This is a genomic window from Saprospiraceae bacterium (assembly GCA_016714025.1).
Lineage (GTDB): Bacteria > Bacteroidota > Bacteroidia > Chitinophagales > Saprospiraceae > Vicinibacter.
In genome coordinates this window covers 294,026-308,083 of sequence record JADJOB010000002.1, presented here as the reverse complement: position 1 = coordinate 308,083, position 14,058 = coordinate 294,026, and the positions used below count along the sequence as shown (strand labels likewise).

Sequence of the window (14,058 nt, the reverse complement as noted above, 5' to 3'; positions counted from 1 at the left end):
TATTTTTGATTCCAATGATGAATTTGAAATCTATTTCACTGCTTAGCCTGATATTGAGCATCGCAATTTTAAGTTTTGCCAATTTCAATATTAAAAAATGGAAAAATTTTGGCACAATTGATTGGGATGTTATTGGTTATTACGATTATTTGCCAGCAAGCTTTATTTATCATGATTTTTATATGGATTTTGTTAAAACAGATGCCAAGTACGCAGAGCAGCATATGTTTTGGCCGGTTCCAACACCTAATGGGAATTTGGTAAATAAATATTCAATGGGCATGTCCGTTATGTATGCTCCTTTTTTCTTTGCTGCTCATTTGAAGTCTCAGGCTGCACATTCAAATCCAAATGGTTTTAGTTGGTATTATCACAAATACATTCATCTGTCTTGTTTATTTTATCTGATCATTGGATTAATTTTTTTAAGAAAATTATTATTGCATTGGTTTTCTGAATGGGCTGTGGCTGTAAGTATTCCCGCAATAAGTCTTGGAACTAATTTATTTTATTACGCAAGTTCAGAGGCAGCTATGAGTCACGCCTATAGTTTTTCTTTATCTGCCATTTTTTTATATTCAGTTTGCAAATGGTTTGATTTACCCAAATGGAACTATGCCATTATGATTGGAATCAGTTTAGGATTAATGAGTTTAATTCGACCTATCAATTTATCCTTTGCGTTGTTTCCTTTACTCTACGGTGTGCGTTCTATTAAAGATATTCAAAAAAATGCTTTACTTTTTATTAATCAATACAAACATTTTCTTGTCATTTGTTTCGTAATTGCTTTGATTTGGTTGCCACAACTTATGTATTGGAAGGCAGTTACAGGTAGTTTATTTTATTACTCTTACCAGGATGAGCGTTTCTTTTTTCTGGACCCGCATATTTTATCAGGGATGTTTAGTTTCCGAAATGGCTGGTTAATTTATACCCCAATTTTTGTTTTTGCTATTTATGGAATGTATCATTTGGTTCGCACACAACATAGTTTAAAATGGACTATACTTGGATTTTTTATAGTCTATAGTTACATTGTATTTTCATGGTGGTGTTGGTGGTATGTCGGATTTGGTAACCGCGGGATGATTGACTTATATGCTTTTTTGGCCATTCCATTTGCAGCAGAAATGGGTTTCATTTTGAATAAGTCTTCAAAAATTAAAATACCAATTCTCAGTGTCGTTTTATTATTGATTTTATTTTCCCAATTTCAATCCTGGCAATACCGTAATGGGATGTTGCATTTTGACAGCATGAACTGGAATGCATATAAAGCCTCTTTTGGCAAAACGAAATTTGATGATGCCATAAAGAATAGTTTAATCCAACCGGATTATGAGAAAGCGAAAAAGGGAGATTGATGATTATTAATTAAGAATTAAAAATTAAGAATTAATAATTAGGAGAGCTTAATGGGCGTCGCGATTAGTTGTTGGGCGTATTTTGAATTAAATTAAAAAAGCATTCTTCTCTCCTGATTGATTATTAATCTGGCTTGTTTATAATATTATTCTTCATCAAATTTTGTAAGATTTGTTCTAGTTCGTCTGATTTTAAAGTACCGATTAATAATTTGGTTCCATCTTTTAAAACTAACTGTAAGCCCATCGTGCCGGACATATTTAATGCACGTCCTTTGCCGAATAGACCCAAACGAAATCCCCAGCCACCATATTCTGTAATTGGATTGTATTTCCGAATGTAGGCTTTGTCTATTGAATCCCAGGCGATGGTTTTTTTATTTAGATGAAACGGAAAAAATTTGTAGGATATTCCAAATTCATTGATTTCAGTTTCAAGGGTGGATACCAAGAAAATTACAATAATTAATAATGGAATTATTGAAATCAATAATAGAACATTATCGCTTACAGGTTTGTCACCAAATGGTATTTTTAATATAATTTGTTGATATAATCCATATAAAAACAAAGAAGTAATTCCAATTATTAATACCCAAAACCACCATTGGGTGAATTTTTGTTTTTCAGAGAAACGAATCATGGATGCAATTTTTTTAGCAATTAATTATTTTTAAAATAAGAATTAAAACAAATTTAGAATAATCTGAAACATTTTTAATATCCTACTGCTCCTCCATCCGGACTGGAGGAATCGGCGGCGCCAACATACACTTTAAATTTTTCATCGTATAAAATACCCATGAGTGAACCCAAATTATCCACTGGAAAAAGTCTATGACCCAATTCCTCCAATCCAGTTTTTGTATCGGGAGATAGCAGATTCTTTTCATAGAGAATGAGATCCGGAAGCCATTGATGATGAATTTTCATCGCTTCAATGGCTTGATCAATGGGCATTTTGTAGGCAAGCACATTTAAAACAGTTTGAAAGACCGTATTGATGATGGTTCTTCCTCCCGGCGAACCAATGATTAAATACGCTTTACCGTTTTTTGTGACGATCGTAGGAGTCATACTCGATAACATTCGTTTTTCAGGTGCAATCAGATTTGCAGGGGATCCAATTTGACCATTTTGGTTTGTTGCGCCTGGCAGGGCATTAAAATCTCCCATTTCATTGTTGAATATAAATCCCAATTTTTCGGAACCCTTTCTCAATCCATAAGCGTATTCTAAGGTGTAAGTCAATGAAACCGCATTGCCATCTTTGTCAACGACTGAAAAATGAGTTGTATTGGAGCCATCATAGGGATGACCAAATTTTGATGGATCACTTACAGAAGCTTTCTTTGAATTGATCGATGCAAAGCGTTTTTTAGCAAATTCTTTGGAGCACAATTTTTCCAGGGGCATATCCGGATTAAAATCAGGATCCCCTAAATAGGCAGCCCGATCCGCAAAAGCCCGGCGCATTACTTCAGCCATTAAATGAACGTAGGCCGTTGAGTTAAAAGGAATGGAGTCTAAATTTGATAGCTCCATGAGATTCAACATTTCTATAAGTGCGACTCCACCCGAACTAGGAGGTCCCATAGAATATACTTCATAATTTTTAAAGCTGCCTTTGATTGGCGGCCGTTCGATTGCAGTATATTTTTCTAAATCTTTTTTTGTTATTATGCCCCCATTTTCTTTCATGAATTGTTCGATTTCTTCTGCAACGTATCCTTTATAAAAACCATCCTGACCCTTGTCACGAATTAATGCCAATGTTTTTGCAAGCGCTGGTTGCTTCCAGGTTTCACCGGGTCGGGTCATTTTTCCTTGCGCATTGTTAAAATAGTTTTTAATAAAATCATTTGATGGTTCTGAAGCAATTAGTTCAAGAGCATCTAAATAAAGACCCCAGGGCATGATAAATCCCTTTTGAGCTAAATTCACTGCAGGTTGGACTAACTCCTTCCAGGCAAGGGTTCCATATTTTTGATGTGCTAAATACAAACCGGCAACGGTTCCGGGCACACCAACAGCCAACAAGGTTTCGTGATTGCTTTCATGAATCAGCTGACCTTTGCTATCTAAAAACATGTTTGGACTTGCGGTAAGAGGGGCTTTTTCACGAAAGTCAATGGTAGTGACCATTCCAACGGCGTTCATGAAAACTAAAAATCCACCACCTCCGATATTGCCTGCAGTAGGATGTGTAACTTGCAATGCAAAGGCTGTGGCTATGCTGGCGTCAATGGCATTGCCTCCTTTTTTTAATATCCCGATACCAATTTGAGATGCGATTACATTAGAAGATACCACCATTCCCCTTTGACCATAGGTCTGCGCATGGATTATTGAAAGATTCATTGAAAAGAACCATACGTACGCAATGGTTAATAATTGAAATAAGCTTAAATTATTCTGTTTCATTTCTGTAGCACTAACAGAATTAAAGATAAGCAATGCATTTTAAATAATCATCTAAGTAGTTTTATATACAGCATATATTTGGGCTTGCAGTATTTTGAACAAGCCAATTACAACATGCAGCCAGCTGTTTGAAAGTATGCAAATCGATATTATTTAATTATAAATAGTAATCAAAATGATAAACAAATAGGATCGCATAGCAAAAGGATTGCGTAGAACTATTTTACCCTCGCTTCGATGAAAAAATTTATTATAATCAATTCAATTCTAAATTGATTTGGCTAACCTATTAAAACGATTTTAATTATTTTTTGCTAGCAATTAATTTAGCATTCAATTTTATTTTGGACATTTATTTTCCACAATTTATCCTTGTCCATTGCTCGCCCTTCTTTTTTCTTCCTCCACACCACCAGCTTTCCGTGGCGCATTTCCGAGTTTTAAACTACCAAAACGATAGGACAAAGAAAGTGAGGCCACTCGTGTTTCTCTTTTAACATCAAAGTGCTCATAATAATCTCTGTAATTAATATCGGCTTCCGGTAAATTAGTCCAAAACAGATCACTAACAGATAATTTAGCATTGAGTTTTTTATTTAGAAATTGCTTTTGGATACCAACTGACAATCCCCACATTGAATATACCTTCATAAAACCATAAACTTCTGGCGATTGATAACTAAAATTTATTTCAGAATTCCAGTTTTTTGGAAGTTTGATGGTATTGTTGCAACTGAGATTCACCACTAAATTTCCATCTTTAAGAAGTGTATTGGCAAAAGTTCCGGTATATTTTCCTATCCAGCTACTTACATTGATCACACTGCTCCAATTCTTTAAAATGTCAATCGTACCATTAGCACTTACAGAAAGATTTTCAAATTGTGTCAGATTTTCATGAGTTTGGACTGTAACCCGATCCAAACCTTCCACTGGTCCGATAACTTCTGTAATATTATCAAGTGTTTGTGTATAGGAAATTGAGAAAGCGTAATTTTTATTCAAGGTGTGATTCCATTCAAAAATCCAACTGTATTGAGGATTGAGGAATGGATTGCCTTCCCGATAGGTACTGGGATCCAGAAAGAATTTAAATGGATTTAATTGTTGATAATTAGGCCGGTCCAGTCTCCGGCTTAAATTGATGCCCATATCGTAGTTGGGTGTGAATTTATAATTTAAAAACACAGAAGGAAATAGATTGATATAATTTTTTTCGAAAGTAAAATTATTGACAAGTTGATTTCCATTTGCCTTGGTGAATTCACTGCGCAAACCAGCTTGCAAACTCAAGTTGGTCCAGTCTTGTTTATAATTTAAATATGCCGCATGAATTTGTTCTTTATATAAAAAGTGATTGCTTTTGCTGCTGTCATAAACAGGTTGAGCATTGCTCTTGTCAAAGAAAGCCAGGTTGTTGTCAGCTGAAACGATACTTGATTTCATTCCACCTTCGAATTGTCTGTTGTTCGAAATTTTTTTACTCAAATCAATTTTTATTGATTTTATATTTAAATTGCCTTTCAAATCACCATATAAGTAATAGTCCGGCTGTAAAACTTGTTGATTTAAATCAAAATATTTGGTTAAAAAATTTTGTTCGGTCGTGTTTTTAAATTGGACATAGTCTAAATCAAAACTCAATTCCATTCCGGAACTGTCCATAACATGTTTTCCATTGATATTAAATGAATAAGATGGCCAAACATCTTTGCTTTGGTTGCTGGTTGAAAAGCTGGATTCAGCTAAAGATTGTTCATTTTCGACAATGGAATTGTTTTGTCCATGTGGCTTGAAACGATTCAATGAACTGTTTATGATAAAACCAAGCGTCGTTTTGTTGTTGGGCAATGTATAATCTGTTCCCATTCGAAGCGAAGCAAAGTGAAATGGAAAAACGAGGTAGTTATATTGATCATACGCTCCTGTGCGCTGTCCGCTTTCAAAGAATTCCCGATACAATATGAGTTTATTTAATCCTTTTCGATAACTGTAATTCGAATTTCCAAACCAATTAAATCGTTTGTTGCGATGGTTGATATTTATTCCAATACCTGATTTTGGATAAACACCTTGCCCGTAATTTGCATTAACAGATCCATTGGTTCCAAATGCCTGATTCTTTTTTAAACGAATATCAATAATACCTGCATTGCCTGCCGCCTCATATTTTGCAGGAGGATTGCTAATGATTTCTATTCGATCCAACATATTCGAAGGCAGTGCTTTTAAGTAATTGGCCAGTTCACTACCAGACAATACAATCGGTTTTCCATCGATCAATACCTGCACACCTGATTTTCCTTTCATTGAAAGCGCATCCAGATAATTGATGGTCACTCCTGGTGCTTTTTCCAATAATTCAAACGCACTGCTGCCGGCAGCTGTGATGCTGCTTTCAACATTCATGACGTAGCGATCCGATTTGCGTTCTATAAAAGGTTTACTTGCAGTTACTGTAATTTCGTTCATAGATTGATTCCGTTCATTCATCTGAATAGATCCTAAGTCAATGGGATCCGTTGAATTGATAAAGGAAAAGGGGCTGGAATAATAATTTTCATAAAAGGTCATAGATACTTTGATATAATAAGCTTCGGGATTTAAAGTTTCAAATTCCAGGTTAAAGACCCCTTGATCATCACAGGCTGTTACTTTAATCAAACTACTGTCTTTTACCGCATATAATCCAACCCATGCAAATGGTATAGACTGTTTATCAATTCCGGTAATTTTTCCAATAATGGTATACAATGGTTTCGCATTGGATTCATAAGAGTCAAGGCAAAGCCAAAGCCAAGCCATAAGCATGACACGGATCATGATTTAATAATTTAAAGTGAAAAAATAGGGCTTCTATATCAGAAGCAAAACAAATGTATTACAAACCTACGAAAGAATTCGTAGATATTGAGTTATTTTTTTATTAAAATATTAATTTTATTAATCCTTACTGGAATGATTTAGGGTATTTGGATTACAAAAATCAATTTTGGAATTACATATTTCTCCGGTATTTACCGCCCACGGCATAAAGGGCTGTGGTAATTTGTCCCAGAGAGCATGATTTTACAGCTTCCATCAATTCGGCAAACATATTTTTATTGTGTAATGCTGCTAATTGTAAGTTTTTAATTCTCCTTACACCAGATTCTTTATGTGCCTCTTTCAAGTTTTCAAGCGAATGAATCTGATCATTTTTTTCATCTTCAGTTGCCCGAATCACTTCTCTTGGTAAAACGGTTGGTGAACCATCTTTGGATAAAAAGGTATTGACGCCAATAATCGGATATTCGCCCGTATGTTTAAGCGTTTCATAATAAAGACTTTCTTCTTGTATTTTACTACGCTGGTACATTGTTTCCATAGCACCTAATACGCCTCCTCGTTCACTTATTTTATCAAATTCAGAAAGGACCGCTTCTTCTACCAGGTCGGTTAATTCCTCAATAATAAAGGAACCTTGTAATGGATTTTCGTTTTTTGCCAAACCCAATTCGTTATTGATTATTAATTGAATGGCCATGGCGCGTCTTACAGATTCTTCTGTTGGAGTGGTTATGGCTTCATCATAGGCATTGGTATGTAAGGAATTGCAGTTGTCGTAAATTGCATACAATGCTTGCAAGGTCGTCCGAATATCATTAAAGGAAATTTCCTGGGCATGCAAAGAACGACCGGAAGTTTGGATGTGATATTTTAACATTTGACTTCGCTCGTTAGCTTTGTATTTGATCTTCATAGCCTTTGCCCATATACGTCGCGCAACCCGACCAATCACTGCATATTCGGGATCAACACCATTTGAAAAGAAGAAGGAAAGATTTGGTGCAAAATCATCTATGTGCATTCCACGGGATAGATAGTATTCTACAAACGTAAATCCATTTGAAAGTGTAAATGCTAATTGTGAAATCGGATTGGCTCCGGCTTCAGCAATGTGATATCCGCTGATTGAGACTGAATAAAAATTACGAACGCCCTTTGTGATAAAATATTCTTGTACATCGCCCATTAATTTTAATGAAAATTCCGTGCTGAAGATGCAGGTATTTTGTGCTTGATCTTCCTTTAGAATATCGGCTTGTACGGTTCCACGAACAGATTGCAAAGCCTTGGTTTTTAATTCTTCGTAAACTGCTGGTTCCAGAATTTCATCGCCTGTTATACCTAAAAGCAATAATCCCAATCCATTATTTCCCGGTGGCAATTCTCCTTGATATTTTGGCCGTGCGATGTTTTGATCATCGTATTTCGCTTTTAATGCAGCTTCTACTTTTGAAACCAGATTATGTTCATGAATGTATTTTTCACATTGTTGATCAATAGCTACATTCATAAAAAATGCACAAATGGTTGCAGCTGGACCATTGATTGTCATGCTGACAGAAGTTTTTGGATTGCATAAATCAAACCCGCTGTATAATTTTTTTGCATCATCCAGACTGCAAACACTAACTCCGCTGTTTCCAACTTTTCCATAAATATCCGGACGATAATCCGGGTCTTCTCCATAAAGTGTAACGGAGTCAAATGCTGTACTCAAGCGATTGGCCGGCATATCCAAACTTACATAATGAAATCTGCGATTGGTGCGTTCCGGTCCGCCTTCACCTGCAAACATTCGTGTCGGATCTTCTTCCTGACGTTTAAATGGATAAACTCCTGCAGTATAAGGAAACGAACCCGGTACATTTTCCTGTAAATTCCATTTTAAGATATCACCCCAATCCTTGTATTTTGGTAAAACAACCCGTGGAATTCGAGTATGAGAAAGTGATTTTGTATAGGTAGGAACATGTATGGCTTTGTTTCGAACTTTATAGATGAATTCATCTGAAGCATACGCTTTTTTTAATGCGTCCCAATTTTCTAATAAGATTCTCGACTCACCGTCTAGTTTTAACTGAATCTGTTCTTCAGATTGTTTAATAGCAGCTTGCAAGCTGTTATCATCAACAAGGCTCGAACTGGTTTTTAAAGCTTGCCATTCATGTGCGATTTGTGCTTGCTGGTTAACCCATTCATCATATTTACGATTGTTGTCTGAAATTTCACTGAGGTAGCGGGTTCTTCCAGGTGGGATGATGAATATTTTTTCTGATTCTCCGGTAGCTAAATTTAAATTGGACTTTAGCGATACCTGAGTTTTAGTGCTTATTAGTTCAATTAATTTTTGGTAGAGCAGATTGGTTCCTGGATCATTAAACTGGGATGCAATGGTACCATAAACCGGCATAGCATCGGTTGTTTTATCAAATGCTTTGTGATTGCGCTGAAATTGCTTGCGCACATCGCGAATGGCATCCTGGGCGCCGCGTTTATCAAATTTATTGATCGCTACGATGTCTGCAAAATCCAGCATGTCAATTTTTTCTAATTGGGTGGCGGCTCCGTATTCCGGAGTCATGACGTACATTGAAACATCGCTGAAATCTACAATTTCCGTATCACTTTGACCAATACCGGAAGTCTCTAGCAAAATCAAATCAAAATCAGCCGCCTTTAAAATGAGCAATGCATTTTTTATATAAGGGGATAATGCCAGATTACTCTGACGCGTTGCCAAACTGCGCATATACACCCTTCCTCCATGAAATTCGGGATGAATGGCATTCATTCGGATGCGATCCCCGAGAAGTGCACCGCCTGTTTTTCGTTTGGAGGGATCAACTGACAAGATTGCAATTCGTTTATCACTAAAATCTAAGATAAATCGACGGACCAGTTCGTCAACTAAACTGGATTTTCCGGCACCTCCGGTACCGGTGATTCCTAAAACCGGTATCTTTTTATCTGGATTTGCCTGAGGCATGTTTTTAAGAATCGTCTCTGCTTGATCCGGAAAATTCTCTACAGCTGAAATCATTCGAGCCACGGCACGGAAATCATGATTGGCAATTTCTTTAACTTCCCCATTTAAAGAGCTGCCGGTAGCAAAATCACATTGAGATATTAAATCATTGATCATGCCCTGTAAGCCCATGTGACGACCATCATCCGGACTGTAAATCCGGTTAATGCCGTAATGATGCAGATCCGCGATTTCAGAGGGTAAAATGGTGCCACCACCCCCGCCGAATAGCTTGATATGCCCACAGTTACGCTCTTTTAACAAGTCAAAAATGTATTTAAAAAACTCGTTGTGTCCACCCTGATAGGAAGTTATGGCAATACCTTGTACGTCTTCTTGAATAGCTGCATCTACTATCTCCAGGGCAGATCGGTTATGACCCAGGTGAATAATTTCGACCCCACTGCTCTGCATGATCCGACGCATGATATTAATGGCAGCATCGTGCCCGTCAAACAGGGAAGCTGCTGTCAGGATGCGAATTTTATGTTTTGGCTGATATACAGCAACTTCTGTGACCATAAGCTACAATTTAGGACTCAAAATTAATGAAAGAGGCCTATACCTGTTGGTCGAATTCTAAGAATCCTGAGCTTCGAGCTGAATATGAATTTTAAAAAAAAATCAATTTTTATTGTCGAAAATTTAACATAACTTAGCTATTGAAGTCTAATACCAGAGATGGTTAAGAAATTTTTCATTTTAGCGATCCTATTCCTGAGTTGGAATCCGGAATCTTATGCCCGCCAATGGTTGGTCTTTTTTGCAAAAGATGGATTTTTTGATGGGGCTTTACGCCAATCGTTTGGTCATGCCTATGTTGGCTTGATCAAAGAAGATACAGCTAGTAAACAAAACCTGTTGCTAGCTTGCTGGGGTTTTTATCCAAAAGGAGGTTTGCAAACTTCGGGGATCGTAGGTTATATGAATGGATCCATCAAAAATGACTGGAATAGTAAACGTGAGCACAGTTTTGTTGTGGAAATTTCTGAATTTGAACTTATTGCCTGTTTGCATTTAAAAAAAATATGGGAACACAAAGCATATTCATTAAGGGCCAATAACTGCCTTCATTTTTTGCGAAATTTTGGACAGATCATTTCCAGAATCAAATTGCCTGAAGGTCGCTATTTGTTACCCTCTTCTTATTTAAATGCGCTGCGCAATAACAATCGGGATATTGAATACAAAGGCAAGATCAATAACATTATCCCAAAAGCCTATGTAGTAAAAATGAAAAAGGCGAAAATGTATTCAAAGCCCAAAGATCACCCACTGCGTAAAAAAGCTTGGTATGATTTTGTAACTAAAAAGAATAAGGCAAAATTAAAGCCTCAAACCCAACACTAGGGAAATTACAGTCTATTGCATGAAAGTCTTTAGGGTAAATGTTGCAATTCTGCAATGTTTCAATATAGAAAAGCATTCATTATCATATGAATTCATGTGGAATATCATAAGGCAACTTTAAGAGCCCACAAGGAAAACGTATAGGCTGAATAAACTAATGAATTTCTTCTTATGTTTGCCGCTTATTCTTGAAATTAGTTAGCTATGAATTTATTGGATGCCTTGATACTATCAATCGTTGAAGGAATAACGGAGTTTCTGCCAATATCCTCTACCGGGCACATGATCCTTACTTCTCATCTTTTAGGCCTTGAAAATTCAGAATTTCTTAAAACATTTGAAATTTCAATTCAATTGGGTGCGATTCTGGCTATTGCGGTCATGTACATCAAACGATTTTTTAATGGAATAGAAATTTATAGGAAATTGTTCGTTGCCTTTCTTCCAACAGCAACGATTGGTTTTTTAATGTATAAAATTATTAAAGCTTATTTGTTTAATTCATGGGTGGTTTCCTTTAGTTTGATTCTTGGCGGATTATTATTAATCATTTGGGATAAAAAATTAAAAGAAGCAAAATCTAATGTGGTTGAATTGGAATCCATTTCTTATAAAAATGCATTTTACATTGGATTTATTCAATGTCTCTCAATTATACCCGGTGTTTCAAGAGCCGGTGCAAGTATTATAGGGGGAATTTTCAATGGTTTGAATAGAAATCAAGCCACCGAATTTTCATTTTTATTAGCAGTTCCAACCATGTTGGCTGCAACTACCTACGATTTATTAAAAACACCATTACATTTTAATAGTGAGCAACTCACTTTGTTAAGCGTTGGATTAATAGGTGCCTTTATTTCTGCCTGGATTGCAGTTCGCTTTTTAATCAGACATTTGAAACAGCATGGCTTTGGGGTGTTTGGCTGGTATCGAATCGCCCTTGGACTGCTGTTTTTAATTTTACTTTCTTGTTCGGTGATTTAAAATTCTTGCTGATTATATAATTTCAGTTTTTATTGGTGACTTTATATCTTCAAATGAAAGCATTTTGAGTACTAGTAATTTATTTTGGATTCAATTGTAAGCCAATTGTTTTATACCCCTAAACCTAAAGAAATTAGAATTATTATCAGTTAAACCCTTGAATCAGTAATTTTAATGCCCTTTCTCTCAATTTTCCAATGCAATTGCTTTAGGAAATAAAATATTGTTTTCAAGATGAATGTGATGATGAAGATCCATTTCAAATTCTTTTAGCATAGAGAGACACACCTTATGGGTTATACAAGCAGCTGTAGGTGGTTCGTAGTGATTAGTAAGCATTGAAATTTTTTCAAAACGGGATCCTTCAATTTCATGGTCTTGCATGAGAATATTCACAGGTGTTTGTATGCTGGAAAACACATTGTCTGATCCTGAATTTACAATGGTTTGTACTTTATTGCGAATGTATGGAAACAGGATCATTTCCTCTTTTCGCATATGGACATGCATATCCAGAACTGATTGATCAAAGAGTTCTTGAACCTCCATCAATTGTGGGTAACGACTTCCATGAGCATTTACCAATTTGGTCAAATACGTTTGGATCATAGGCGTTTTCTCACGAATGTATCTATGGTGTTTCTTTTCAATGTAATCAGCTAATAAATCCAGTGGCCAATCCAAAAAATTTTGTGTTGAATCGGATCTCATTAATAATGTAGATTTCAAATCTTTGATAAATTTTTCTGAATCGATGTTTTTACTTTGGCAAGCTGCATCCAGACTCATTCCACCTTTACAGCAAAAATCAATGCCATATTTTTCAAAGACCTCAGCTACCTTAAAATTTGAAGCGACTACTTCGCCTACTTTTGATTCTTTTAATATTTCTATCATGATGAATATTTTATGAGATTTAATTAATGTTTGCAACAGTGTTTAATGCAGGTTCCAGTTGATTCAACAACCGGGCTAATAAGAGGTATTCCGAGATTCATACCTCGTAGAATTAGTAAAGAGGAAGACAATAGTATAAATACGGGAATTGCTTTGGTCAATTTTTGACGCCATTGCAGGTTAATGTAATTTCCTAATAGTTGTAAGCTTAGCATCAATGGAATCGTACCCAAGCCAAACAAAAACATAATGGTACATGAAGCAATGAAAGTTCCCGATGCCAAAGCAGCTGCCAATGCGAGATATACCAATCCACAAGGTAACCAGGCATTGATAAGGCCTAATTCAAAATGGAACAGGGGACTTTGTTTTTTGGTAAATTGAACATTCAGTAAGTTTTGTATTTTCTGATTCCAGGATTGAAGAATGCTGGTTTTATTTTTTGAAATATAGGGTAAAACAAAAAGTAGCAAAATAAAAAGCCCACATCCGATGGAAAGATATTGTTGAAAACCTGCCATTGAAACCTGATTTCCAATTAAACCAAGGATTGCACCCATGGCTGTATATGAAACTGCCCGACCAAAATTATATTCTAATGCAGTCCGCAGTTTTTTCTTTGGATCAGTTTGCAATCCGACCACTCCTAGAGCCAATGGACCGCACATTCCGATGCAGTGAAGACTTCCCATCAAGCCCATTAAAAAACCGGCTACCAGTGCTTCGTAAAGGTTCATGCTTCTAAAAATTTAAATTGATCCCTATACACATAAGGTTTTCCATTTGATTCCCATTGCATCTGAAGTCTGTAATAGCCTTTACTGAATTTTTCGGTGGGAATTATAATTTGACCGTTTTCATTTGTCTTGAGATCTAAATTAAAATCTTTGCTTTGATCCGACATTTTAATAAATTCTAAATGAATAAGAGGCTGGTCCTTTATGCCTTCTTTTGGAAAGTTAATTTCAAGTTGCTCACTGGTTAACTTTAAATTGATAGATTCATTTAAAACATTGAGATTATCCGATCCGTTGAGAATTTTTTGAAATTGAATTTCTTTTTCATAGTAATTCGTTTCCAGCATTTCATTGGTTTGTTGAGATGCTATGTATAAGAAAGTGATGATCATCACAAAGAATAAGGCATAGGCTAATAATATTTTATATCCCCAACTCATATTGA

The 14,058-nt window shown here is 35.9% G+C and carries 10 protein-coding genes; 3 read left to right on the top strand and 7 right to left on the bottom strand.

The features are described from left to right. Nucleotides 1-14: 14 nt before the first annotated feature. Nucleotides 15-1,367, top strand: coding sequence for a hypothetical protein (locus IPJ80_04600; protein ID MBK7912759.1), 1,353 nt, complete (start codon nt 15-17; stop codon nt 1,365-1,367). Between the two features lie 124 nt (nt 1,368-1,491). On the opposite strand, the gene IPJ80_04595 is transcribed toward IPJ80_04600, so the two are convergent. The 4 genes from IPJ80_04595 to IPJ80_04580 all read right to left on the bottom strand — a co-directional run bounded on the left by IPJ80_04595 (nt 1,492) and on the right by IPJ80_04580 (nt 10,167). Further along, nucleotides 1,492-2,010 (bottom strand): hypothetical protein, encoded by a 519-nt coding sequence (locus tag IPJ80_04595; GenBank protein MBK7912758.1) that lies wholly within the window; start codon nt 2,008-2,010, stop codon nt 1,492-1,494. Nucleotides 2,011-2,084: 74 nt separating this feature from the next. After that, nucleotides 2,085-3,791, bottom strand: a complete 1,707-nt coding sequence (gene ggt / locus IPJ80_04590; GenBank protein MBK7912757.1) for a gamma-glutamyltransferase — start codon at nt 3,789-3,791, stop codon at nt 2,085-2,087. 366 nt (nt 3,792-4,157) lie between these two features. After that, nucleotides 4,158-6,614: an outer membrane beta-barrel protein gene (locus IPJ80_04585; GenBank protein MBK7912756.1), complete on the bottom strand. Its 2,457-nt coding sequence runs from the start codon at nt 6,612-6,614 to the stop codon at nt 4,158-4,160. A gap of 175 nt (nt 6,615-6,789) precedes the next feature. Then, nucleotides 6,790-10,167: a methylmalonyl-CoA mutase family protein gene (locus IPJ80_04580; GenBank protein MBK7912755.1), complete on the bottom strand. Its 3,378-nt coding sequence runs from the start codon at nt 10,165-10,167 to the stop codon at nt 6,790-6,792. Nucleotides 10,168-10,326: 159 nt separating this feature from the next. Here IPJ80_04580 and IPJ80_04575 point away from each other — a divergent pair, with 159 nt between their 5' ends. After that, nucleotides 10,327-10,995 carry a hypothetical protein gene (locus tag IPJ80_04575; GenBank protein ID MBK7912754.1) on the top strand — a complete coding sequence of 223 codons (669 nt, stop codon included), beginning with the start codon at nt 10,327-10,329 and terminating at the stop codon, nt 10,993-10,995. Nucleotides 10,996-11,199: 204 nt separating this feature from the next. After that, entirely contained in the window at nt 11,200-11,979 is a 780-nt protein-coding gene (locus tag IPJ80_04570; GenBank protein MBK7912753.1) for an undecaprenyl-diphosphate phosphatase, read from the top strand. A gap of 186 nt (nt 11,980-12,165) precedes the next feature. On the opposite strand, the gene ric is transcribed toward IPJ80_04570, so the two are convergent. Genes ric through IPJ80_04555 form a run of 3 tightly spaced genes read right to left on the bottom strand, consistent with a single transcriptional unit; the run spans nt 12,166 to nt 14,053 of the window. Beyond that, complete coding sequence (ric, locus tag IPJ80_04565) at nt 12,166-12,876, bottom strand: iron-sulfur cluster repair di-iron protein (GenBank protein MBK7912752.1); 711 nt, start codon at nt 12,874-12,876, stop codon at nt 12,166-12,168. A 23-nt stretch (nt 12,877-12,899) separates the two neighbouring features. Continuing rightward, complete coding sequence (locus tag IPJ80_04560; protein ID MBK7912751.1) at nt 12,900-13,613, bottom strand: sulfite exporter TauE/SafE family protein; 714 nt, start codon at nt 13,611-13,613, stop codon at nt 12,900-12,902. Continuing rightward, on the bottom strand, nt 13,610-14,053 hold the full coding sequence (locus IPJ80_04555; GenBank protein MBK7912750.1) for a FixH family protein: 444 nt from the start codon (nt 14,051-14,053) through the stop codon (nt 13,610-13,612). Before IPJ80_04555 ends, IPJ80_04560 begins: the two co-directional genes overlap by 4 nt. Nucleotides 14,054-14,058 lie beyond the last annotated feature (5 nt).